23 protein-coding genes are annotated in these 23,953 nt (G+C 58.3%); 12 read left to right on the forward strand and 11 right to left on the reverse strand.

The genetic code is table 11. From position 1 onward, the window contains the following. Nucleotide 1 precedes the first annotated feature (1 nt). The 3 genes from ACR0KS_RS04200 to ACR0KS_RS04210 all read right to left on the reverse strand — a co-directional run bounded on the left by ACR0KS_RS04200 (nucleotide 2) and on the right by ACR0KS_RS04210 (nucleotide 3,076). A complete protein-coding gene (locus ACR0KS_RS04200; protein ID WP_170383820.1) occupies nucleotides 2-712 on the reverse strand; it encodes a GNAT family N-acetyltransferase in 711 nt (236 codons plus the stop codon). 3 nt (nucleotides 713-715) lie between these two features. Next, on the reverse strand, nucleotides 716-2,008 hold the full coding sequence (locus tag ACR0KS_RS04205; RefSeq protein WP_170383822.1) for an O-acetylhomoserine aminocarboxypropyltransferase/cysteine synthase family protein: 1,293 nt from the start codon (nucleotides 2,006-2,008) through the stop codon (nucleotides 716-718). 72 nt (nucleotides 2,009-2,080) lie between these two features. Then, entirely contained in the window at nucleotides 2,081-3,076 is a 996-nt protein-coding gene (locus ACR0KS_RS04210) for a hypothetical protein (RefSeq protein ID WP_170562951.1), read from the reverse strand. Between the two features lie 171 nt (nucleotides 3,077-3,247). On the opposite strand from ACR0KS_RS04210, the gene ACR0KS_RS04215 reads away from it, so the two are divergent. The 3 genes from ACR0KS_RS04215 to preA all read left to right on the forward strand — a co-directional run bounded on the left by ACR0KS_RS04215 (nucleotide 3,248) and on the right by preA (nucleotide 6,725). Beyond that, a complete protein-coding gene (locus tag ACR0KS_RS04215; RefSeq protein ID WP_170562954.1) occupies nucleotides 3,248-3,880 on the forward strand; it encodes a cupin domain-containing protein in 633 nt (210 codons plus the stop codon). A 160-nt stretch (nucleotides 3,881-4,040) separates the two neighbouring features. Then, nucleotides 4,041-5,375, forward strand: coding sequence for an NAD(P)-dependent oxidoreductase (locus ACR0KS_RS04220; RefSeq protein WP_170562956.1), 1,335 nt, complete (start codon nucleotides 4,041-4,043; stop codon nucleotides 5,373-5,375). 45 nt (nucleotides 5,376-5,420) lie between these two features. Continuing rightward, complete coding sequence (gene preA, locus ACR0KS_RS04225; RefSeq protein ID WP_170482452.1) at nucleotides 5,421-6,725, forward strand: NAD-dependent dihydropyrimidine dehydrogenase subunit PreA; 1,305 nt, start codon at nucleotides 5,421-5,423, stop codon at nucleotides 6,723-6,725. A gap of 32 nt (nucleotides 6,726-6,757) precedes the next feature. Here the strand turns inward: preA and ACR0KS_RS04230 are convergent, their stop codons facing one another. Next, the gene (locus ACR0KS_RS04230) at nucleotides 6,758-7,366 is read right to left on the reverse strand and encodes a TetR family transcriptional regulator C-terminal domain-containing protein (protein ID WP_170562958.1); all 609 of its coding nucleotides are present in this window, start codon (nucleotides 7,364-7,366) and stop codon (nucleotides 6,758-6,760) included. 171 nt (nucleotides 7,367-7,537) lie between these two features. On the opposite strand from ACR0KS_RS04230, the gene ACR0KS_RS04235 reads away from it, so the two are divergent. The 9 genes from ACR0KS_RS04235 to ACR0KS_RS04275 all read left to right on the forward strand — a co-directional run bounded on the left by ACR0KS_RS04235 (nucleotide 7,538) and on the right by ACR0KS_RS04275 (nucleotide 16,429). Continuing rightward, nucleotides 7,538-8,788, forward strand: coding sequence for a Zn-dependent hydrolase (locus tag ACR0KS_RS04235; RefSeq protein ID WP_170562960.1), 1,251 nt, complete (start codon nucleotides 7,538-7,540; stop codon nucleotides 8,786-8,788). A 91-nt stretch (nucleotides 8,789-8,879) separates the two neighbouring features. After that, complete coding sequence (gene hydA, locus ACR0KS_RS04240; RefSeq protein WP_170482443.1) at nucleotides 8,880-10,334, forward strand: dihydropyrimidinase; 1,455 nt, start codon at nucleotides 8,880-8,882, stop codon at nucleotides 10,332-10,334. Nucleotides 10,335-10,389: 55 nt separating this feature from the next. Then, nucleotides 10,390-11,184, forward strand: coding sequence for an ABC transporter ATP-binding protein (locus ACR0KS_RS04245; protein ID WP_170416905.1), 795 nt, complete (start codon nucleotides 10,390-10,392; stop codon nucleotides 11,182-11,184). Further along, the gene (locus ACR0KS_RS04250; RefSeq protein ID WP_170562962.1) at nucleotides 11,177-12,109 is read left to right on the forward strand and encodes an ABC transporter permease; all 933 of its coding nucleotides are present in this window, start codon (nucleotides 11,177-11,179) and stop codon (nucleotides 12,107-12,109) included. The genes ACR0KS_RS04245 and ACR0KS_RS04250 overlap by 8 nt, the downstream gene beginning before the upstream one ends. Then, entirely contained in the window at nucleotides 12,106-12,951 is an 846-nt protein-coding gene (locus tag ACR0KS_RS04255) for an ABC transporter permease (protein WP_170562964.1), read from the forward strand. The genes ACR0KS_RS04250 and ACR0KS_RS04255 overlap by 4 nt, the downstream gene beginning before the upstream one ends. A 59-nt stretch (nucleotides 12,952-13,010) precedes the next feature. Continuing rightward, entirely contained in the window at nucleotides 13,011-14,000 is a 990-nt protein-coding gene (locus ACR0KS_RS04260) for an ABC transporter substrate-binding protein (RefSeq protein ID WP_170562966.1), read from the forward strand. Between the two features lie 153 nt (nucleotides 14,001-14,153). Then, nucleotides 14,154-14,867 (forward strand): ABC transporter permease, encoded by a 714-nt coding sequence (locus tag ACR0KS_RS04265; RefSeq protein WP_170562968.1) that lies wholly within the window; start codon nucleotides 14,154-14,156, stop codon nucleotides 14,865-14,867. Then, the gene (locus tag ACR0KS_RS04270; protein ID WP_170562970.1) at nucleotides 14,860-15,594 is read left to right on the forward strand and encodes an ATP-binding cassette domain-containing protein; all 735 of its coding nucleotides are present in this window, start codon (nucleotides 14,860-14,862) and stop codon (nucleotides 15,592-15,594) included. Before ACR0KS_RS04265 ends, ACR0KS_RS04270 begins: the two co-directional genes overlap by 8 nt. A gap of 19 nt (nucleotides 15,595-15,613) precedes the next feature. Further along, entirely contained in the window at nucleotides 15,614-16,429 is an 816-nt protein-coding gene (locus ACR0KS_RS04275) for a substrate-binding domain-containing protein (protein ID WP_170562972.1), read from the forward strand. Between the two features lie 2 nt (nucleotides 16,430-16,431). Here the strand turns inward: ACR0KS_RS04275 and ACR0KS_RS04280 are convergent, their stop codons facing one another. The 7 genes from ACR0KS_RS04280 to ACR0KS_RS04310 form a co-directional block, all read right to left on the reverse strand. Continuing rightward, nucleotides 16,432-17,304 carry a helix-turn-helix transcriptional regulator gene (locus tag ACR0KS_RS04280; protein WP_170562974.1) on the reverse strand — a complete coding sequence of 291 codons (873 nt, stop codon included), beginning with the start codon at nucleotides 17,302-17,304 and terminating at the stop codon, nucleotides 16,432-16,434. Continuing rightward, on the reverse strand, nucleotides 17,305-17,430 hold the full coding sequence (locus ACR0KS_RS04285) for a hypothetical protein (RefSeq protein WP_480681042.1): 126 nt from the start codon (nucleotides 17,428-17,430) through the stop codon (nucleotides 17,305-17,307). Between the two features lie 13 nt (nucleotides 17,431-17,443). Continuing rightward, nucleotides 17,444-18,706, reverse strand: a complete 1,263-nt coding sequence (locus ACR0KS_RS04290) for a c-type cytochrome (RefSeq protein WP_170562976.1) — start codon at nucleotides 18,704-18,706, stop codon at nucleotides 17,444-17,446. Beyond that, the gene (locus ACR0KS_RS04295; RefSeq protein WP_170383866.1) at nucleotides 18,707-19,903 is read right to left on the reverse strand and encodes a formate dehydrogenase subunit gamma; all 1,197 of its coding nucleotides are present in this window, start codon (nucleotides 19,901-19,903) and stop codon (nucleotides 18,707-18,709) included. 27 nt (nucleotides 19,904-19,930) lie between these two features. Beyond that, on the reverse strand, nucleotides 19,931-20,281 hold the full coding sequence (locus ACR0KS_RS04300) for an antibiotic biosynthesis monooxygenase (RefSeq protein WP_170562978.1): 351 nt from the start codon (nucleotides 20,279-20,281) through the stop codon (nucleotides 19,931-19,933). Nucleotides 20,282-20,390: 109 nt separating this feature from the next. Continuing rightward, on the reverse strand, nucleotides 20,391-20,984 hold the full coding sequence (gene fdh3B / locus ACR0KS_RS04305) for a formate dehydrogenase FDH3 subunit beta (RefSeq protein WP_085821701.1): 594 nt from the start codon (nucleotides 20,982-20,984) through the stop codon (nucleotides 20,391-20,393). Between the two features lie 11 nt (nucleotides 20,985-20,995). Further along, nucleotides 20,996-23,890 (reverse strand): formate dehydrogenase subunit alpha, encoded by a 2,895-nt coding sequence (locus ACR0KS_RS04310; protein WP_170562980.1) that lies wholly within the window; start codon nucleotides 23,888-23,890, stop codon nucleotides 20,996-20,998. Nucleotides 23,891-23,953 lie beyond the last annotated feature (63 nt).

The following is a 23,953-nucleotide window of genomic DNA, read 5'->3' on the forward strand; positions in this document are numbered from 1 at the left end:
CCTAGCTTTTGGCGCGGGCTTGCAACGGTTGCCGTTGCTGGCCTGTTTGATCGAAATTGTCGGGGGACAGCCATTCCTCGAACGCAGAGCGGATGCGCGGCCATTCGGTATCGAGTATGGAATACCAAGCCGTATCCCGATTGCGTCCCTTATAGTGCGTCGCCTGTCGGAAAATCCCTTCAAACGTAAAGCCCAACCGTTCGGCCGCGCTGCGTGACGGGGCGTTTAGGGCGTCGCATTTCCACTCATACCGCCGATAGCCAAGCTCATCGAATACGCGGCGCATCATCAGAAACATCGTTTCGGTCGAAGGCGGTTTGCGCTGCAAGAGCGGCGAAAAATGGATATGCCCAACTTCGATCGCACCCGCAGCGGGGTCAATCCGCAGGAACGAAGCCATCCCTACCGGAGTGCCCTCGTGATCCAGCACTGTGTGAAACATGGGATCAGCGTCCATGCAGGACGCACGCGCCCAAGCCTCAAAGTCTTCTTCGGCCTTGAACGGGCCGTAGGGCAGGTAGGTCCAGTTCCGCCCGTCGGTATCGTTGGCAAACGCCCGGTACAAACCGGGCGCATGCCTGTTCACATCCAGTGGCACGACCGAACAATAGCGACCCTCCATCGGCGTGTAGGGCGGGGTCGGGCGTGGAAACTCGCCCGAGACCGGTAAGCCGATGGGTTGACCTAATGCGTTCGTTACGTGCTCGACCATGGTTTAGGCCGACGCCTTTGCCAGTGCCTGATCCAGATCAGCGATCAGGTCGTCGGCGTCTTCGATGCCGATGGACACGCGCACAACGCCCGGACCGGCACCTGCGGCCTCTTGCTGTTCAGGGGTCAGTTGGCGGTGGGTGGTCGAAGCCGAGTGGATGATCAGCGAACGAGCGTCACCAAGGTTGGCCACGTGGCTGAAGATTTCCAGCGCGTTTACCAGCTTGATGCAGGCGTCATATCCGCCTTTGACAGCAAAGGTGAACAGAGCGCCTGCGCCCTTCTTGTACTGCGCCTTGACCCGGTCGTGATAGGGGGACGAGGGCAGTCCGGCATAGGTCACATACTCCACCCGGTCATCCGCTTCGAGCCAGGCCGCGATCTTCTGAGCGTTCTCAACATGGCGCTCCATCCGCAGCGACAGGGTCTCGATCCCCATCAGTGTGTAGTGGGCAGCTTGCGGATTCATCGTCATGCCCAGATCGCGCAGACCAATGGCGATGCCGTGGAAGGTAAAGGCCAGCGGGCCGAACGTCTCGTGGAACTTCAGACCGTGATAGGCGGGTTCGGGTTGGCTGAGCGAGGGGAATTTGTCATTCGCCGACCAGTCGAATTTGCCGGAGTCCACGATGCAGCCGCCTGTTACTGTGCCGTTGCCGGTCAGGTATTTGGTGGTTGAGTGCACCACCAGCGTCGCGCCGTGCTCAATTGGGCGGCACAGATATGGGGTGGCTGAGGTGTTGTCGACGATCAGAGGAATGCCCGCATCGTCGGCGACATCCGCCAGCGCACGGATATCGGTGACGTATCCGCCGGGGTTGGCGATGGATTCACAGAATACCGCGCGGGTGTTTTCGTCGATGGCAGCTTTCACCGCGTCTACATCATCCGTATCCACGAATGTGGCGGACCAGCCAAAGCGCTTAATGGTTTGGGTGAACTGCGTGACGGTCCCCCCATAAAGGCGCGTCGATGCAACGATATTGCAGCCCGGAGCCATCAGCGGGAACAGCGCCATGATTTGCGCCGCGTGACCCGAGGAACAGCAGACCGCGCCTACGCCGCCTTCCAAAGTGGCAACGCGTTCTTGCAGGACGGCCACGGTTGGGTTTGTCAGTCGGGAATAGATAAAGCCGACTTCCTGCAGATTGAACAGGGCGGCCGCATGGTCCGCGTCACGAAATACATACGCGGTGGTCTGGTAAATTGGGGTCTGCCGCGCGCCGGTTGCCGGATCAGGGCGCGCGCCAGCGTGAATTTGAAGCGTGTCAAAGCCGTAGGTTGGACCGTCCGACATCGTTGAAATCTCCCTCTGGAATGTGTGTTGCTGACTCTCTAGGCGATTGGGCGCTTGCGCACAACAACCCAGTCAACGCATCCAGAGGCCGCTGCTTTTGATTTTGTTGCGAATGGCTTGTTCACGTTTGGGCAGGTTGGTGCGATCAAACATCTCACGGATTTTATAGCCCTTGCGCTGGATCACCAGTTTCCTGATCGGGTCATACCTCTTGAGCACCTTCTTGACCTTGTTCGGCGCAACGACGGTTTCCAGCACCTCGACCACGTGGTCGTTTTCGCGCGCGTAGAGCAAAGGAAACAGGCGGTAATGACAACTAACCGAGCCGTCCAGAAGGCCCGAAGGCAGGGTGTCACGCCCACCGCCCAGTGAATGGATGACAAGTGGCAGAGCGATCTGATCCAACCAAGGGGTCAGCGTTTGCCCAGCCAGTTCGGGGATGTCTTCGTCCCGGATGGTGCGGGCATACTCCAAATAGCGTTCTCCGAACTCCTTTGGACAACGGTAAAAGAAAAACCCGGCATTGAAATACAGATACCGCCGCCAATAATCACGCGGCTTCGATCTGTCTAAAGAACTGTCAAAATCAAGCCCGAACCGGCGATATAATGCGCCCCAGATGCCATCAAAGCCGGGACCATACAGCGTTGGGCGGGGCCATGTCCCTTCGACCTTTTGCGAGGCGCTAGGGCGATCAAAGTCGAAAGGAACGCTGTTCAGGTTTCCGGTGATGAGTGTGTCGCTGTCAAAAAACACGAACGGCTCACCCTCGGGCAGCGCGAGCAAGGCTTCTATCTTGTTGCCGTTCGGATAACTCTCACCAAATACGTGGTTGTCGAATGCTAGAACTTCGACATCCAACTGTTTCAAAGCCCTAAGAACATCTTCGTCCCGGATGCTAGGATCCTGCGACCATCGCGGCCCGGATTGCGGGGAGGCTACGAACAGTCGGCCCGCAAAATCAGGTGAGCTGTGCCGCAATGAAGCAGCAAACAAAAGCGCCTCGTACTGCAGTCGGTTGTTCTGTCCGACGATGACGACGTTAAACTTGTGGGCGTTGGCCTGCATCGAAGGACTTTCGGACTTTGGCCGCTTAGTGGGCTGCTCGATTTGTGTTGGACGTACAGTATGCAGCGCGGTCAGTCAAAACCAGAGGCCAGGATGGACGGACCTCGAGAAAATTGATTTTGCCGGCGGTGTGCCCATCTATTGAACATGTGACGAAACAGGAGAAACCTCATGAGGGTTAACGCGGACTTCACCAAACGTGTCGCTGTCCATTTCGATCAGAGTGAATGGGTCGCATCGCCTGCGGCAGGGGTTGAGCGGAAAATGCTTGATCGGATCGGCGAGGAAGTCGCGCGCGCGACGACAATTGTACGGTTTGCGCCGGGCAGTGCGTTTGCTGCGCATACCCACGACGGGGGTGAGGAATACCTTGTTCTAGACGGCGTATTTCAGGATGAAACGGGTGATTTCCCCGTGGGCAGCTACGTGCGGAATCCGCCGACCTCGTCTCACACGCCCTCGGCAAAGGAAGGTGCAACGATATTGGTCAAACTGCATCAGTTCGATCCCGAGGATCGTACCCAAGTGCGGCGGTCAATTAACGGAGAGGGTAACATGCAACTCTTCAAAGACGCGCACGAGGACGTGCGCGTTCTGACGTTAGGTCCCGGCGAAACAGTCGAACTGGATGCTGACGGAGGGCTTGAGATGTTCGTTATCGAAGGCTCGGTGCAGGAATCGTCCGAGGATTTCGCGGCCTGGGACTGGCTCAGACTACCACCCGGTGACAAGTCCAGCGCGCAAGCCGGGGCATCTGGCGCACGTGTTTGGATGAAAACCGGCCATTTGAACCAGATGGTCTGAATTCCGCGATTGCTTTAAAAACAGGCAGTAGAACGGTGAAGTCGGGCTTTTAGGCCCGGTTTTTTCATTTTTTGACCATTTGGCAAATTTTACCAATTGATAAAAAATCAGATTGTGGCAAGCTGAGGTCATAACAAACATATCTACAGGGAGTAGAGCGATGGCACAGGGCCAGATGGTTCCCGGCATAGTTTCCGGGCGGCTTTCCAGCGATGAGCTGACCTCGAATTTCACGGATCTGCATCCGCCATTGGCCCCGCATGAGGCGGCCGTGGCCGCTGATCGGTGCTATTTTTGCTATGACGCGCCATGTGTGACGGCCTGTCCCACGGACATCGACATACCGCTGTTCACGCGACAGATTCAGGCCGGACAGCCCGAAGCGGCGGGTGAGACTATTTTGGCGCAGAACATCCTCGGTGGGATGTGCGCCCGTGTGTGTCCAACCGAAACGCTGTGCGAAGAAGCCTGCGTGCGTGAAACCGCCGAAGGCTCGCCAGTGGAAATCGGGCGTTTGCAGCGCTATGCGACGGATAGCGTGATGGCGGATGGCGCGCACCCGTTTGAACGTGCGGCACCGACTGGAAAGACAGTGGCCGTTGTGGGCGCTGGCCCTGCGGGTCTGGCCTGCGCTCATCGGCTGGCCACGCTGGGTCATGACGTTGTCATCCACGAAAGCAAACCCAAGCCGGGCGGTTTGAACGAATATGGGATCGCGGCCTACAAATCGACCAACGATTTCGCGCAGGCCGAGGTGGACTGGCTGCTTGGAATCGGCGGGATCACCATCGAAACCGGTTCGGTTCTGGGCGAGGGCATCTCGCTGGAAGGTCTGTCGGAAAATTACGACGCTGTCTTTCTGTCAATCGGTCTGGCCGGGGTGAATGCCCTGCGCGCGGGTGGTGTCGATAAGGACGGAGTACGGGCCGCCGTCGAGTTTATCGCCGATGTGCGGCAGGCCGGTGACTTGGCTGACCTGCCAGTCGGTCGGAATGTCGTGGTCATCGGTGGCGGTATGACGGCCGTGGATGCGGCAGTGAAGTCCAAACTGCTAGGGGCCGAGCATGTCACCATCGCTTACCGGCGTGGCCGTGATGCGATGGGGGCCAGCCGATACGAACAGGATTTGGCTGCTTCGCACGGGGTCAAGATCATGACCAACGTGCAGCCGGTGGCCGTGCACGGAAACGGGGCAGCCGCAGAGATCGAACTGGAGTATACTGCCAGCCATGACGGACAACTGACCGGCACGGGCGAGATGGTCCGCGTGCCCGCTGATCAGGTGCTCAAGGCGATTGGTCAGACCTTGGAAGGCGCACCGGAAGGCTTGGAGCTGGACGGCAACAAGATCGCCGTCTCCGGGGCCGGGCGCACTTCGATCGCCGGTGTCTGGGCCGGGGGTGATTGTGCCGCTGGTGGCGAAGACCTGACCGTGACAGCCGTGGCCGAGGGCCGCGATGCCGCAATGGATATCCACGCAAGCCTGACTGCGTGAAACCCACAGATAAAGATGCTGAACCGCATCAGGGAGGCCGGATAAATGGCTGATTTAAAAACAAACTTCCTGGGTATCGAAAGCCCAAACCCGTACTGGCTGGCCTCGGCGCCGCCGACCGACAAGGAATACAACGTCCGCCGCGCTTTCGAGGCCGGATGGGGCGGTGTGGTCTGGAAAACGCTGGGATCCGAGGGGCCGCCGGTCGTAAATGTGAACGGGCCTCGGTACGGCGCGATCTACGGTGCGGATCGGCGGCTTTTGGGGCTGAACAACATTGAGCTGATCACGGACCGCCCGCTTGAGGTGAACCTTGAAGAAATGGCGCGGGTCAAGGCAGATTACCCAGATCGCGCGCTGATCGCTTCGATCATGGTGCCGTGTGAGGAAGACGCATGGAAAGCTATCCTGCCGCGCGTGGCGGAAACCGGCGCAGACGGTATCGAACTGAACTTCGGCTGTCCCCACGGGATGAGCGAACGCGGCATGGGGTCCGCTGTGGGGCAGGTGCCGGAATATATCGAGATGGTCACGCGCTGGTGCAAAAAATACTATGACCGCCCGGTCATCGTAAAGCTGACGCCGAACATCACCGACATTCGCAAACCTGCCGAAGCCGCCAAAAATGGCGGTGCGGACGCGGTGTCGCTGATCAACACGATCAACTCGATCACCAGCGTGAACCTGGACACGTTCAGCCCCGAGCCGTCGATTGACGGCAAGGGCAGCCATGGCGGGTACTGTGGTCCTGCGGTGAAGCCGATTGCGCTGTCGATGGTGTCCGAGATTTCGCGGGCGCAAGCAACGCATGGCCTGCCGATCTCGGGTATCGGCGGCGTGACCACGTGGCGCGACGCGGCAGAGTTCATGGCCCTTGGCTGCGGAACCGTTCAGGTTTGTACGGCGGCGATGACCTACGGTTTCAAGATCATTGATGAGTTGACGGCTGGCCTGTCCAAATGGATGGACGAGAAGGGCTATAAGGACGTTTCCGAAATCGTCGGTTTGGCCGTACCGAACGTAACGGACTGGCAGTATCTGAACCTGAACTACGTGGCGAAGGCCAAGATTGATCAGGACCAGTGCATCAAGTGCGGCCGCTGCTACGCTGCCTGCGAAGACACCAGTCATCAGGCGATCTCGATGTCCGAGGATCGCGTGTTCGAAGTCATGGATGACGAATGTGTGGCCTGTAACCTTTGCGTGGATGTCTGCCCCGTTGACGGTTGTATCTCGATGGTGCCGATGGCCGCCGGAGAGGTCGATCCACGTACAGGGCGCGAAGTGCAGCCAGACTATGCCAACTGGACAACGCACCCGAACAATCCAATGGCAAAAGCTGCCGAGTAAACAAAGAAAGGGGCCAGCGATTGGCCCCTTTTTTATGGCGTCAGAAGCTTGCGATAGAGCGTATCAATGAACGGCTCGGCCCCTTCAAACGGGTCTTCGTCCCCCAAGATCGCCCGGACCTGAACATCAAAATCCGCATAATGCTGGGTCAGCGCCCAGATCGAAAAGATCAGATGATAGGGATGCAGTCTGGCAATTTTGCCTTGGTCCATCCAAGCCGAAAGAACTGCGGTTTTTTCGTCCACCAGCGCCTTTAGGTCATTGGACAGCGACTCGTGAATGCGCGGCGCGCCCTGAACCAGTTCATTCGCAAACAGGCGGCTTTCGCGGGGCAGATCGCGGCTCATTTCCAACTTGCGCCGAATATAGGCGAGGATTTCCTCCATCGGGTCGCCGTCCGCATCCAGATCGTGCAAAGGGGCCAGCCATGTATCCAGAAGGCCAGACAAGAGGGCGGAGTGAATCGCCTCTTTCGATGGAAAATAATACAGCAAGTTGGGTTTGCTCAGCCCCGCCTCAGCCGCGATCTGATCAACCGTTGCGCCGCGGAATCCGTGGGCCGAGAATACGTTCAGAGCGGCTTCGAGTATTGCAGCGCGGTTCTTTTTCTGAATTCTGGTGGGGGTGCGGTCTTTGGGCATGTTTTCAGGCTGTCTCTTTTTCCGGCAAGCAGGCGCTGGATAGGCCAAAAATTCCTGCGGCGTCCTGCATTTTCTTGACTGATCTCGAACCCGTGATAGCGTGAGTTTGACCAGATGGTCAAATCAAGACATCAATAGCGAGCCAAATCGCAAGCAACAGGGAAGAACAAGATGGCAGCTCCGGCGCAGAACCTCAGGATCAATGGCGACAGGTTGTGGGACAGTCTGATGGAGTTGGCCAAGATTGGCCCCGGCGTTGCGGGCGGAAACAACCGTCAGACGCTGACGGATGAAGATGCCGAAGGGCGGGCGTTGTTCCAGAAATGGTGCGAGGACGCGGGATGCTCGATGGGGTTGGACCAGATGGGCAATATGTTCGCACGCCGCGAGGGGACGGACCCAGAGGCCTTGCCGGTTTATGTTGGCTCGCATTTGGACACGCAGCCCACGGGCGGAAAGTATGATGGTGTTCTGGGTGTTCTTGGCGGGCTCGAGATCATTCGCACGCTGAATGACCTTGGGATCAAGACCAAGCATCCGATTGTCGCGACCAACTGGACCAATGAAGAGGGCACGCGCTATGCACCGGCGATGCTGTCCTCGGGCGTGTTTGCCGGGATGCATACGCAGGACTGGGCCTATGATCGAGAGGACGCCGAGGGCAAGAAATTCGGTGACGAATTGCAGCGGATTGGTTGGCGCGGTGACGAAAAGGTGGGTGCGCGTAAGATGCACGCTTTCTTTGAACTGCACATTGAGCAGGGTCCGATTCTGGAAGCCGAGGGCAAAGATATCGGTGTCGTTACTCACGGTCAGGGTCTAAGCTGGACGCAAATCACGGTCACCGGAAAGGACGCGCATACTGGCTCGACCCCGATGCCGATGCGCAAGAATGCTGGCCTCGCCATGGCGCGCATTCTTGAAAAAGTGGATGAGATTGCGTGGTCCCACGCGCCTCATGCGGTTGGGGCGGCGGGGCATATCGATGTCTTCCCGAACTCGCGCAACGTGATCCCCGGCAAAGTGGTGTTCACGGTCGATTTCCGGTCACCTGAACTGGAAGTGATCACGGATATGGAGAACCGGTTGCGTGTCGCCGCCGAGGATATCGTGGAAGAAATGGGCCTAGAGATTGAGTTTGAAAAGGTTGGCGGGTTCGATCCAGTGAAGTTTGACGACGGCTGCGTCGCGGCGGTGCGTGATGCGGCCGAACGGCTGGGCTATTCGCATACGGACATCATTTCGGGCGCGGGGCATGATGCGTGCTGGATAAACCGGGTGGCTCCGACGGCTATGGTAATGTGCCCCTGTGTGGATGGGTTGAGCCATAACGAGGCCGAAGAGATCACCAAGGACTGGGCTGCTGCCGGGGCGGATGTTCTGTTTCATGCGGTCGTGGAAACAGCGGAAATCGTGGAATAGGGGGCTCTGCCCCCGTCGCCCGAGGGCGACTCCCCCGGGATATTTTTAGCCAGATGAAGCAAGCGGCGCAGACCGCATCAGGGAGTTTAAAATGAGTACTGTGATCAAGAATGGGACCGTCGTGACGGCTGATCTGTCTTACAAAGCAGATGTGAAGGTCGAAGACGGGGTGATTACCGAGATTGGTTTGGGTTTGAAGGGCGACAAAGAGCTGGACGCGACCGGGTGCTATGTGATGCCGGGCGGAATTGATCCGCATACGCATCTGGAGATGCCGTTCATGGGGACCTATTCCAGTGATGATTTTGAAAGCGGGACGCGGGCGGCTTTGGCCGGAGGCACCACGATGGTGGTGGATTTTGCGTTGCCCAATCCAGGCGAGAGCCTTCTGGACGCGTTGAAGCGCTGGGATAACAAATCGACGCGGGCGAATTGTGATTATTCGTTCCACATGGCCGTCACCTGGTGGGGTGAGCAGGTGTTTGACGACATCAAGACCGTGATTGAGACGCGCGGGATCAATACGTTCAAGCATTTTATGGCCTATAAGGGCGCGTTGATGGTGAATGACGATGAGCTGTTCGCCTCGTTCAAGCGCCTGGCCGAGCTGGGTGGGATCGCGATGGTCCATGCCGAGAATGGCGATGTGGTGGCTGAGTTGAGTGCGAAACTGCTGGCCGAGGGCAATACCGGCCCCGAAGCCCACGCCTATTCCCGTCCGCCGCAGGTTGAGGGCGAGGCGACCAATCGGGCCATCATGATTGCGGATATGGCTGGAGTGCCGCTTTATGTGGTGCATACCTCGTGCGAAGAGGCGCATGAAGCCATTCGCCGGGCCAAGATGCAGGGAAAACGGGTGTGGGGAGAGCCTCTGATCCAGCACCTTACCTTGGACGAGAGCGAATATTTCCATCAAGATTGGGACCATGCGGCGCGCCGGGTCATGAGCCCTCCGTTCCGGAATAAGCAGCATCAGGATAGCCTGTGGAACGGGCTGCATTCGGGAACGCTGAGCGTGGTGGCGACCGACCATTGCGCCTTTACCACCGAGCAAAAGCGCTATGGCGTGGGCGATTTCACCAAGATCCCCAACGGGACCGGCGGGTTAGAGGATCGGATGCCGATGCTGTGGACTCATGGGGTGAATACTGGTCGCTTGACGATGAACGAGTTCGTGGCGGTTACTTCGACAAACATCGCTAAGATTTTGAATTGTTATCCAAAAAAGGGTGCGATCCTGGTGGGTGCTGACGCTGATATTGTCGTGTGGGACCCCGAAAAGACCAAAACGATCAGCGCTGATACGCAGCAATCATCAATCGACTACAACGTGTTCGAGGGCAAAGAGGTCAAGGGCCTGCCGCGCTTTACTCTGACACGGGGTCAGGTGGCGGTGCATGACGGGGAAATCCGCACGCAGGAAGGCCATGGTGAGTTCGTGGCGCGTGAACCGAACGGCCATGTGAACCGGGCGCTGAGCACGTGGAAGGAACTGACGGCTCCGCGACCCGTTGAGCGGACGGGTATCCCGGCCACAGGTGTGTGACCTGGTTGGGCCGATGTAAGTGCGGCCCATAACCGAACCTTTTCAAGGCACTGGAATGAATACTGAAAGCACCACTCAGCCTGTCATAGAGGCGAAACAATTGGACCTCACCTTCCAGACTAATGACGGCCCGGTCCACGCACTGAAAGACGTGAACCTGACCATCGACAAGGGGGATTTTGTCAGCTTCATCGGCCCTTCGGGGTGCGGTAAGACCACCTTCTTGCGCTGTATCGCGGCGCTTGAGACGCCGACAGCAGGCTCTTTGACCGTCAACGGAATGACCCCGGATGAGGCGCGGCGGAACCGGGCATATGGATATGTGTTTCAGGCCGCAGGGCTGTATCCTTGGCGGACCATTGCCAAGAATATCAAGCTGCCGCTTGAGATCATGGGCTATTCTGCCGCTGAGCAGGAAGGCCGCGTGAAGAAGGTCTTGGAACTTGTTGATTTGGAAGGGTTTGGCGGCAAGTTCCCGTGGCAGCTGTCTGGAGGGATGCAGCAGCGGGCCAGTATCGCTCGGGCGTTGGCCTTTGACGCTGATATCCTTCTGATGGATGAGCCCTTTGGTGCACTGGATGAGATTGTGCGGGATCACCTGAACGAACAACTTCTGGCGCTCTGGGCGCGGACTGAAAAGACCATCGGCTTTGTGACGCACTCGATCCCCGAGGCGGTGTATCTGAGTACCAAGATTGTGGTCATGAGTCCCCGGCCGGGGCGGATTACGGATGTGATCGACAGTCCTCTGCCCAAAGAGCGGCCTTTGGATATCCGCGACACGCCGGAATTCATCGAGGTTGCCCATCGGGTGCGAGAAGGACTGCGTGCGGGGCATTCGGATGAATAGCTCTGGTTTCAAAGCGTTCTGGGCGGTTCTTACAGTTCTCGCGGTGATCGTGGCCTTCTGGTACGTGGCGTGTGTTCCGATGAATATCAAAGGGGTTTTGACCGAGCAGGAACGCGCGGGTGCCGCAGTGCAACCTCCGTCTGCCAAGGATCGGCGCGACATGTCCGAGCTGGGTTTGGTGCTGAACAATAGCTTTGCCATTCCTGCAACGTGGGAACAGGACCGCCCCAGATTGCCCGCGCCGCATCAGGTCGCGATCGAGATGTGGGAGACGACGGTTCAGAAGAAGATCACCTCGAAACGGTCGTTGATCTATCACGGTTGGGTGACGCTCAGCGCGACGGTTCTGGGCTTTGCGATTGGCACAGGGCTGGGCATTTTGCTGGCGGTCGGGATTGTTCATAGCCGGGTGATGGACCTATCGGTGATGCCTTGGGCCATCGTCAGTCAGACGATCCCGATCATCGCATTGGCACCGATGATTATCGTGGTGCTCTATTCCGTAGGCATTCAGGGGATCATCCCAAAGGCTGTGATTTCGGCTTATCTGAGTTTCTTCCCTGTCGTCGTGGGGATGGTCAAAGGGCTTCGCAGTCCGGATGCGATGCAGCTTGATCTGTTGCGCACCTATAGCGCCAGCCGCTCTCAGGGGTTTTGGAAGCTGCGTCTGCCTGCGTCGATGCCGTACCTGTTCACCTCACTGAAGATCGGTATCGCTGCTTCGTTGGTCGGGGCCATTGTTGGAGAGCTGCCGACCGGTGCCGTCGCTGGGCTGGGTGCGCGCCTACTGGCCGGTAGCTACTATGGTCAGACCGTGCAAATCTGGTCGGCGCTGTTTGCCGCGGCCATACTTGCGGCCTGCCTTGTCGGTCTGCTCGGGCTGATCGAGCGGACGGTTCTAAAGCGGATGGGGATGGCGCAATGATACTGGTTTTGTGTGCAATCCTGCTGTGGCTGTTTGGCTGGTGGTTAAATAGCCGCCTCGCCAGCGGGCCTTATGCCGATACGCGAATGGTGCGTTTTCTTGCGCCGTTGATTTTTGGCCTGACGATTATCGGAATTTGGGAGCTGGTCGTCCGCGGGCTTAATGTGCCACTGGTCATTCTGCCTGCCCCGTCGGTTATCGCTGTGCGGTTTGCCGACAGCCTGCCGATCTTGTGGGCCGACTTTGTGCAGACCATCATCAAGGGGGCCTTGAGCGGGTATATCATCGGGTGCGGTGCGGCCTTCCTGACGGCAATCGCGGTGGATCGCTGGGACTTTCTGCGCCTTGGCCTGCTGCCGGTCGGGAACTTTGTGGCGGCTCTGCCGATCGTTGGCACTGCGCCCATTCTGGTCATGTGGTTCGGGTTTGATTGGCAGTCCAAGGCGGCGGTTGTGGTTGTCATGGTGTTTTTCCCGATGCTGGTAAACACGGTCGCGGGGCTGCGCGAGGCTACTGCCATGCAGCGCGATTTGATGGAGACCTATGCCGCAACCTATTGGCAGAGCTTTCTCAAGCTGCGCCTGCCTGCCGCAATGCCTTTTGTTTTCAATGGCTTGAAAATCTCGACGACCCTTGCTTTGATCGGTGCTATTGTGGCCGAGTTTTTTGGCTCGCCAACACTGGGAATGGGCTTTCGGATTTCGACCAGTGTCGGTCAGCTTTCGCTGGATATGGTCTGGGCGGAAATCGTGGTCGCGGCTTTGGCCGGAACTGCATTCTATGGCCTGATGGCGATGATCGAAAAGGCTGTGACGTTCTGGCATCCGTCGCAACGAGGATAACAACAAATTCTTAACAGACCCCGAGAACGGGGCACCAACTGCAACTAGGAGACATGAAGATGAAAAAGTTACTCAGCGGGGCGGTCGCCGCCTTTAGTTTGGCAGCCAGTGCTGCACTGGCGGCGGATGAGGTGACATTGCAATTGAAGTGGGTCACGCAGGCTCAGTTCGCGGGCTACTATGTGGCCAAGGACAAAGGGTTCTACGAGGAAGAAGGGCTGGACGTTACAATTCTGCCCGGTGGCCCCGATATCGCGCCCACTCAGGTGATCGCGGGCGGCGGTGCGGATGTGACGGTCGAATGGATGCCCGCAGCGCTTGCTGCGCGGGAAAAAGGTTTGCCGCTGGTGAACATCGCGCAGCCTTTCAAAAGCTCGGGCATGATGTTGACCTGCTGGAAGGACGCCGGAATTTCCTCGCCCGAGGATCTGAAGAACCGCACGCTGGGCGTTTGGTTCTTTGGCAATGAATTCCCGTTCATGAGCTGGATGAGCCAGCTTGGTATCGACACAGGCGGCAAGAGCGAGTCCGGTGTCGAGGTTCTGAAACAGGGCTTCAACGTTGACCCGCTGTTGCAGCGCCAAGCCGATTGCATCAGCACCATGACCTATAACGAATACTGGCAGGTCATTGATGCGGGCGTCAGCCCCGATGAGCTGGTGACCTTCAAGTACGAAGATCAGGGCGTCGCGACGCTGGAAGACGGACTGTACGTTCTGGAGGAGAACCTGAGCGACGAAGCTTTTGTCGATAAGATGGAGCGGTTCGTGCGCGCCTCGATGAAGGGTTGGAAATATGCCGAAGAAAACCCGGATGAAGCGGCGGACATCGTTCTGGAGAACGACGCGACGGGCGCTCAGACCGAAGAACACCAAAAGCGCATGATGGGCGAGATTGCCAAGCTGACCGCAGGGTCAAATGGCGCGCTGGATCCGGCGGATTTTGAACGCACTGTTGGTACGCTGCTGGCAGGCGGTTCTGATCCGGTGATCACCAAGCAGCCCGAGGGCGCTTGGACGCATCAGATCACGGATGCGGCGCTAAACTAAAATACCCTTAAATGGCTTTGCAGCGCGGTCCCAACTGGGGCCGCGTTTCTTGTTTTTGGTGTCGCAATTGTGCGTGTATTTAGACCCGAAATGACCTAGTATAATCCTGTAATTAAGCGCATTTGACGCGGAAGAATTGCCCAAGGGGAGGATATGCAGGGATTTGCAACAGAATTCAGTTCAGCGGTCGCCCTGATCCTTGAAGGGGATACCGAGCTGTGGGCGATTGTGCTGTTGTCCCTCAAAGTTTCGGTATTCGCGGTGTTGATTTCTGCGCTGATCGGGATGCCCGTTGGCGCGGCTCTGGCTGTATCGCGATTTCCGGGGCGTCGGCTTCTGATAATTTTTATGAACGCGCTGATGGGATTTCCACCGGTCGTTGTCGGCCTATTGGTGTACCTGATGCTGTCACGCTCGGGGCCGTTGGGTGTTCTGGAACTGCTGTATACGCCGACTGCGATGATCATCGCTCAGGTGGTTTTGGTCACGCCGATCATTGCTGCGCTGACCCGGCAGGTGATCGAAATGCTGGCCGAAGAATACTCGGAACAGTTGCGGTCGCTTGGGGTTTCGCGTCTGGCGTCAGTCCCCGTGCTTTTGTGGGATGCGCGGCTGGCTCTGGTGACGGCGTTACTGGCCGGGTTTGGACGCGCCATAGCCGAGGTGGGCGCGGTCATCATCGTTGGCGGCAACATCAACCACGTGACGCGGGTGATGACCACGACCATTGCGCTTGAGACATCCAAGGGCAATCTCGCGCTGGCGCTGGCTCTGGGCGCGATCCTGATCGGTATAGCCGTGGCGGTGAATGCAATGGTCAGCACGCTTAGCCTGCGGGCCGAGCAGGAGGGTCTGCGCCATGCGTGATCTTGTGCCCGACATGGTCCGGTGTCTGTCCGTTCACAACCTTCAGATAGCGCGTAACGGCAAAGCGTTGTTGCAGGTGCCACATCTGTCGCTGGACGGACCCGGACCTACTTTGATCCTTGGACCGAACGGAGCCGGCAAAAGCCTGCTTTTGCGGTGCCTGCACGGGTTGATTGCACCTGATCGCGGACGGGTCGAACAAGATGGTGCGCTGCTGGGGGCCGAACACAAAACGCGGCAGGCGATGGTGTTCCAGCAACCCGTGTTGCTGCGGCGGTCTGTTGCTGCAAATCTGGACTTTGTTCTGAAACGACAGGGAATTCCGCGTCAGGCCCGCAAGCCTCGGATCGAGGAATTGCTGGCTGAAGGCGGGCTTGAGGACAAGGCGCGCCAATCCGCGCGTTCTTTGTCGGGGGGAGAGGCTCAACGCCTTGCCATCCTGCGCGCGCTGGCGCTGGACCCTGAAACGCTGTTCCTCGATGAGCCGACCAGTGCGTTGGACCCTAGCGCCACGCAGACGATCGAACGGATGATCCTACGAGCATCATCCCGAGGCGTGCGCATCGTCATGGTGACCCATGATATTGGACAGGCGCGCCGGTTGGCCGCAGATATCGTGATGATGCAAGGCGGCCAAGTGGTTGAACATGGGGCTGCGAAACGGGTACTGGATGCCCCCGAAAGCGTCGCCTCGCGCCGGTATCTCTCTGGCGGCTTGGTGACCTAGTAGACAATTGGAGATCAGAATGATCCGGAATATCGTTCGGGCGGCTCTGGTGACGCTTGGCCTGACAGCAGCGCCAGCCGTTGCCGAGGCACCGTTTATCGTGGTGCAATCGACGACTTCCACGCAGAACTCGGGCCTGCTGGACTACATCCTGCCGGGCTTTGAAGCGGAAACGGGTATTGATGTGCGTGTGGTTGCCGTCGGAACCGGGCAGGCGATACGCAATGCGATCAACGGGGATGGTGATGTTCTTTTGGTCCATGCAAAGCCCGCCGAGGAGAAGTTCGTGGCCGATGGCTGGGGGGTCGAGCGGTTTGACGTGATGTACAACGATTTCGTCCTTGTTGGGCCAAAGTCGGATCCGGCAAAGGTCAAAGGTGGAACCGATATCGTTTCCGCGCTGAAGGCGGTTTCTGACGCCGAAGTTCCCTTTGCTTCTCGTGGTGATGACAGCGGCACTCACAAGGCAGAAATGGGTCATTGGGAAGCCGCTGGGATTGATCCCACCACTGCGTCGGGCACCTGGTATCGTGAAACCGGGTCCGGCATGGGCGCGACGCTGAACGTGGCCAGCGGAATGGACGCTTACGTGCTGACCGATCGCGCGACTTGGCAGTCGTTCGGGAACAAAGGAAACCTTGAACTCATGGTCGAGGGTGATCCGCGTCTGTTCAATCAGTACGGTGTCATTCTGGTAAACCCGGAAAAGCACCCCCGTGTTCGTGCGGCCGCCGGGCAACGGTTTATTGACTGGCTGAAAGGCCCGGATGGGCAGGCCGCAATCGCATCCTACAGGTTGAACGGTCAGCAGCTATTTTTTCCAAACGCCGAGTGAAATCAGCCGCTGGCTCCGTTGTGGTGGATCGCGCCAAGCCCTGAAAGGTCATAACCGCCGAATTCTGCCGCGCGGGAGGCGAAACGCTCGGATCGAAGAAAGCTGAGGAGCTTTTGCATAGGCTCATCGAAATAGGCGCGCCGCCAGATGGCCAGGTCCAGCCGTTCTGCGTGGGTCGGAACAAATCCAAGGTCATACAGCCCTGCCAGAGCGCCAAGGCCAAATCCCGCTTCGGCCTTGCCGTCATGCAGGGTGATGGCCAATTCCTCCTCGGTTCGGGCACAGGTTGGTAGGGGTTTCAGATCATCCCGTGTCAGACTGTGGGCCTTGAGCTGTTCATCGAATAGTCGCTGGCTGGCTGCGCTGTCCTGACGGAGAATGACTCTGCGGCCTTTTAGATCGGGAAAGCCCGAGACGCCGGCTACGCCGGGGGCCGTCAAAAGCCCGCGTTGCCGTTGAGCGACCTCGAACAGAACCACGGGCGCTTCGCCAAGATGATCCCGCAGGGTTTCTTCGTTAAAGCCGCCACCTTCGTGAATGTGAAGGGCCGCGGCCTGTGCAGTTCGATCCTTCAGGCGGTTCAGCCCGTCGAATGAGCCATCATAATACGTCGCCAACCCTGAACCGCTTTCACGCAACGCCCAATCCAGCAATGGATCATGGCTTCCGGCGACAATAGGGGGAAGTGGGGATTCGGCGACTTGCGGACCTGTGCGGGATGCGTTCAGCCACGCGATGATCTCGGCCCTTGGGAACAGCAATTTGCCCATCGCGCGAACGCAGGGCACCTCACCCGAGGAAGCCAGGTCATAGGCTTTACGCTCGCCAATGCGCAGCAAGTCGGCCAGCTCTTTGGTGGTCAGATATTGAGACATTCAGTCGAGACGCACAGCCGAACCTGTACCGGCATCTGCGGCGCTGAAACCGATCTGGCTAAGCGCAAAGGGCGCGGCCACAGTGATCACGACCATTGCAGCGAGTGCGGCAAGAAAGGCTTTCATGTTCTCCTCCGGCTTAGTTTTCCGGTGCCGTGGCGCGGCGCAGAAAGGCAATCAGATCGCTTCTGTCGTTGGCTTGCGTAATCCGCTGCATAGGCATCTTCGTTCCCGGAATGTAGTGATCCGGCCCTTCGTCAAAAAGAGCGTTTATCGTGTCGTCATTCCAAACGATATCAGAGTCTTGCAGCGTATCCGAGTACAAATATCCCTGCACGCTGCCCGCCTTGCGTCCAAAGATGCCGTGCAGGGTCGGTCCGGCGCGGCGTTGACCATCGGGCGTTATGCTGTGGCAAATCGAGCATTTGCGGGCGAACTGACGCTCGCCATTGCTCATTTCATCCGGGTTTTTCAGGAAGCTGAGCTCGCTTTGGGCCATTTGTGTCTGGTTGCCAAGGCTTGCCACCGGCCAGCTATACATGGCTTCGTCAATACCCCCCGCGTGGATGTTCAGGCCATCTGCGGAAAATGCCAACGCCCAGACCGGGCCGCGCAGGGTGGCGCGAAAGTCCTGCGCAATGCGCCATTCAACCGTGTCTATGACCATGATGTAGCCCTCACCATCACCCACGGCCAGAAGGCTGCGGTCAGGGCTAAGCGCAAGGGCGAGGATCGGACGACGATCAAGGGTGAAGTCTCGTTCTTCACCGGTATTCAAATCGTGGATACGGGTGACGCCGTCGACTGCGCCATATGCGATCCAGTTGTCCTGTTCGTTCAAAACCAATTCGTTGATACCAAAACCATGCTCGACCACGCGCAGGGTTTCTTGCCCGGTCTTCAAGTCCCACAACCGCAGGGTGCCATCCATACCGGCGGAATAAAGTTGAGACCCGTCAGCAGAGAACATCACAGTGTTTACACCGCCCCCAGTAGGGCCAAGCGTTTTGGGCGCACTGCCGTCTAAGGGCCAAATGCCGATACTGCCATCCCAACTTGCCGTTGCCACTTGAGTTTTCGAGGCCGCAATGCTGACGATTTTGCCTTTGTGCTGTCCTATAACTTGGCCGCCGGGCCATTTTCTGAGGGTAAAATCGTCTCCGGCGGAATAGATCGCGGTGCCATTGAAGATGACACTGTTGACTGCGGCTTCGTGGCCCTCAAGCCACTCGGGTTTCTTGTCGGACCAAATGCCGACCGAGTTGTCGAAACTGGCAGTGGCAATGCGCCCGTCAGGAGCAGTGGCGATCCCCATGATCGGCCCGCCGTGACCCTTGAGCGTAAAAAACTCGGCCAAGGCGGGCAGGGGCAAAAACGCCAGAGCCAGCACCAGAGTACGCATCTACTCGGCGGGTGAGGCCGCTGTTTTACCGGCCTCTTTTTCCTGCACTTCCTCAAGCCAAAGCGAATGGTGTTCGCGCGCCCATTGTTCTTCGACCTCACCTGTGCCCATCGCGTCGAACGCGCCTTCCATTCCGACCGACCCGAGGTAGATGTGCGCAATGATGATGGCGATGAAGATATAGGCAACCATCACATGCCACACCTGAGCGTACTGCATTTCTTCTTGCGGCGACATCTGCGTCGGCAAGTCCAGCCCCATCAGTTGCGGCAGGCCCGTCGCATTTGCAATCGAGAAGGTCTTGGCGAAAAGCGGCATCTCGAACGGGAACAGCAAAGACAGACCTGACAGGCTGATCGAAATACCCAACAGGATACAGGCCCAGAAGATGATCTTTTGACCGGCGTTGAACTTTTTGGCGGGCGGGTGTGAACCCTTGGTGAAAAGCCCTCCGCCAGCAGCCAGCCACTTTAGGTCAACGCGGTTTGGTATGTTGTGCGAAATCCAGTTGATGGTAACGATCACCAGCCCGATCATGAAAGCCCAGGCGAGGTTGTTGTGCAGCCATTTGCACCCTTGCGCGATTGTTGCAAACCCTTCCTTGCCAAAGATAGGCATCAGGAAATCGCGACCATACAGAGTAAGCAGTCCGGTCAGACCAAGGATCAGGAACGACCCCGCGAACAGCCAGTGCCCGAACCTCTCGAACCCATCAAACCGAGTGACCGTCCGCCCCGTTTTTTGCCCGTCGATCCGTATTTTTCCCCGGATCAGGAAAAACAGAAGAATGATCGCCATCATTCCGGCGATTATGTACGTTCCGTACTCGCGCAGCGGTCCAGTTCGGAAGTTGAGCCACCACATACCGCCATCCTGGATCAAAACGCTTGCAGCCGGACCTTTGGATGACACTGTCACATCCGCCGATCCATAGCGCAGCGCCCGATATACATCGCTGTCAGAAGCCACGCCGCGCGTGCCTAGTTGCCCCAGCAATCCTTCGGCGTTGCCTTGGCCCGTATTCTCTGACCGATAAGAATTGTCGACCTTTTCGCCGCGCTGTCGGGCAAGAATGTCCTCTAACGTGGTTGCACCACCAGTAGAGGCGCGGTCAGGTGCCTGAGCTTCGGAAGTGTCCTGCGCCCAAGCGACCCCGGTTAGGAATATCGAAACGAGCAGGAAGTGGATCAGGCGCATTGGGATACCCTCCTGTGGGTTGGTGGCTTAGCGGTCGAACCCGCCGATCTGTTGGTGAAAGACCGCGCCGACCGGAGACAGGGCCGCACGCAGGTCATCTTTCGCAGGTCCGTAAACATCAAACTGAACGGGTGTCAGCAGCGTCATGAAACGCTGGGCAAAGTTGGCGCCGAAGTTCTGCATGTGGATCATGGCATCCTCGGAACTGGCGTAGCGCTCGTAGATGTGGACCGCGTTGTCGCTCTGGTGCCATTCATAACTTTTTGCGCCGGTTTCCTGAAGGGTGGCCGTCACCATGTCGGCCATCAGCGCCTCGAAATCGGATTGTTTTTCGGGGCTCAGGTCCAGCTTCAGCAGCCAGTAAATTTCTTCGGTCATTTCAACTCCGTCACGGTCAAATCGTACGGCCGACCAAACAGTGGATGCCGCACAAATCAGTGCGACAGCCCCCGACGTGACGCGGGGACTGTCGTTTCATTTAAAGACCTTAGCCGTCTTTCTGGTCGTAGGCAGTGCCCCAACCCCACGCGCCCGAGCCAAAGCCACGGGCGACGACGCGCTCGCGGTAGATGGCCGAGACCACGTCGCCGTCACCGGCAAGCAGGGCCTTGGTGGAGCACATCTCGGCGCAGATGGGCAATTTGCCCTCGGCGATCCGGTTGCGACCATATTTGGCGAACTCTGCGGTCGAGTGCGTTTCCTCGGGACCGCCAGCGCAGAAGGTACACTTGTCCATCTTGCCGCGCGATCCAAAGTTGCCTGCCTGCGGATATTGCGGCGCGCCAAACGGACACGCATAGAAGCAATAACCGCAACCGATGCACAGATCCTTGGAGTGCAGGACAACCCCTTCTTCGTTCTGATAGAAGCAGTCGACCGGGCACACCGCCATGCAAGGCGCATCCGAACAATGCATACAGGCCACCGAGATCGAGCGTTCGCCCGGGTCGCCGTCATTGATCGTTACCACCCTGCGGCGGTTGATGCCCCACGGCACCTCGTGTTCGTTCTTACACGCGGTTACGCAGGCGTTGCACTCGATGCAGCGTTCAGCGTCGCAGAGAAACTTTGCTCTAGCCATTATCGTCCTCCTTACGCTGACCAGATTTTGCAGAGAGTCGCCTTCGTCTCCTGCATCTGGGTCACTGAATCATAGCCATAGGTCTGGGCGGTATTGGTACTTTCACCCAAGACATAAGGGTCAGCACCAGCAGGGTATTTCGCCCTGAGGTCTTCGCCTTGGAAATGGCCGCCAAAGTGGAATGGCATGAAGGCGACGCCGGCACCGACCCTGTTGGTCAGCATCGCCATCACCTTGACCTTGCCGCCCTCAGGACCTTCGACCCAGACCTGCGATCCGTCACGGATACCAAGGTTGTTGGCATCGCGCGGATTGATCTCGACGAACATGTCCTGCTGAAGCTCGGCCAGCCACGGGTTCGACCGTGTCTCGTCGCCACCGCCTTCATACTCGACCAAGCGACCTGACGTCAGGATTATCGGGTAATCCTTTGAAAAGTCGTTCTTTTGGATCGAAGCGTAAAGGGTGGGCAGGCGATAGGCGTGCCGGTCCTCATAGGTTGGATAGTCCTCCACCAGATCGCGCCGGTTCGTGTAAAGCGGCTCGCGATGCAGTGGGATCGGATCCGGGAAGGTCCAGACGACCGCGCGGGCCTTTGCGTTCCCGAAGGGTGCACAGCCATGCTCGATCGCGACCCGCTGGATGCCGCCGGAAAGGTCGGTTTTCCAGTTGGTCTCTGGTCCCGCAACGGCGTCGATGGCCGCGCGTTCCTCGGCCGTCAGGTCGCCATCCCAGCCAAGGTCCATCAACATCTGCATCGTGAATTCAGGGTATCCATCCTGAATTTCCGATCCGACGCTATAGACCCCTTCGGCCAGCAGGTTGTCGCCATCACGTTCCACACCAAATCGGGCGCGGAAGGTCAGGCCGCCTTCGGCCACCGGTTTGGACATGTCATAGAGGTTCGGAGTCCCCGTATGACCCATTTCCGGCGTTCCCCAGCAGGGCCAGGGCAGACCGTAGTACTCGCCGTCATTCGGACCACCAACCGCTTGCAGCGTGGTTCTGTCGAACGTGTGCTGGTTGGCCATGTGGCTTTTCAGACGTTCCGGCGACTGACCAGTGTAACCGATGGTCCAGAGGCCCGAGTTGAACTCACGCGTGATGCTTTCAACATTCGGGGTTTCGGGGTCTTCCATCTCGATATTGCGGAAGAACCGATCCGCCCAGCCAAACTTGTTGGCGAACTTGGCCATGATGACCTCGTCCGGCAGGCTCTCGAACAGCGGATCAACCACCTTGTCGCGCCATTGTAGCGACCGGTTCGATGCCGTGACCGAGCCACGGGTTTCAAACTGGGTACAGGCGGGCAACAGATAGACGCCATCGGTGCGGTCATGCAAAACGGCCGAGACGGTGGGGTACGGGTCGATCACGACCAGCATGTCAAGCTTCTCCATCGCCGTCTTCATCTCAGGACCCCGCGTTTGCGAGTTCGGAGCGTGACCCCACAGAACCATGGCACGGACGTTGTTGTCCTGATCCATGTTGGCTGGGTCTTCCAGAACACCATCGATCCAACGAGAGACGGGGATGCCGCGCTCGTTCTGGAGCGGTTTGTCCTTGCCTTCCTTGTCCTTGATCGTCGCGAACTGACCAGCCAGCCATTCGGGTTCTTCACCCCAGACACGGGCCCAGTGGCCCCAAGCACCCTTGGACAGGCCATAGTAGCCGGGCAGGGTGTGGGATAGAACACCAAGGTCCGTCGCGCCCTGCACGTTGTCATGGCCGCGGAAGATGTTGGTGCCACCACCCGAAGTGCCCATGTTGCCAAGCGCAAGCTGTAGCACGCAGTAGGCGCGGGTGTTGTTGTTGCCATTGGTGTGCTGCGTACCGCCCATGCACCAGATCACCGTGCCGGGACGGTTGTTGACCATGGTTCGGGCAACCCGCTTGAGCTGCGATCCGGGCACGCCGGTTACACGCTCGGTTTCCTCTGGGTTCCAGTTGGCTACTTCTTCACGGATCTGGTCCATGCCCCAGACACGGGTGCGGATGAACTCTTTGTCCTCCCAGCCGTTGTCAAAGATATGCCACAGGATACCCCAGACCAGCGCCACGTCCGTGCCGGGACGGAAGCGGACATATTCATCCGCATGCGCCGCGGTACGCGTAAAGCGCGGGTCGCAGACGATCAGCGGCGCGTTGTTCTGTTCTTTCGCGCGCAGAACATGCAGCAGCGAGACGGGGTGCGCCTCGGCTGGGTTGCCGCCGATGATGAAGATCGCCCGAGAGTTGTGGATGTCATTGTACGAATTGGTCATGGCGCCGTAGCCCCATGTGTTCGCAACACCCGCAACCGTGGTCGAGTGGCAGATACGGGCCTGATGGTCCACGTTGTTCGTGCCCCAGTAGGCGGCGAACTTGCGGAACAGGTAAGCCTGTTCGTTGTTGTGCTTCGCAGAACCCAGCCAATACACGCTGTCCGGCCCGGATTCTTCGCGGATTTGCATCATGCCGTCGCCGATCTCGTTGATCGCCTCTTCCCAGCTGATGCGTTTCCACTCTCCGCCTTCCTTTTTCATCGGATATTTCAGGCGGCGCTCGCCGTGGGCGTGCTCGCGGACCGAGGCACCCTTGGCGCAGTGGGCACCCAGATTGAACGGGCTATCCCAGCCGGGTTCCTGCCCGATCCAGACGCCGTTCTGCACTTCGGCGACGACAGTACAGCCGACCGAGCAGTGGGTGCAGATGGATTTGATGTTTTCAACGGCCTGGTTTGCCGCTGACTGGGCACTGGCGGGCGTCACGGTTCCACCCGTGGCGCTGATCGCGGCAAGGCCGCCGATCGTCAGGCCCGAGCCACGCAGGAATGCGCGGCGATCGACGGTTTTCTCGCCGACCTGGGACAGGATACTTGTCCGCTGGGGGCGTCTCGCAACCCCGTTGGTCTTTTTCCTAAGCATTTCTTTCCTCCCTTGCTGGCCATGTCAGCCATGGCTGGCTTGGTACTGCTGATGCCGACGTCA

This window comes from Ruegeria sp. BC7 (assembly GCF_056539165.1).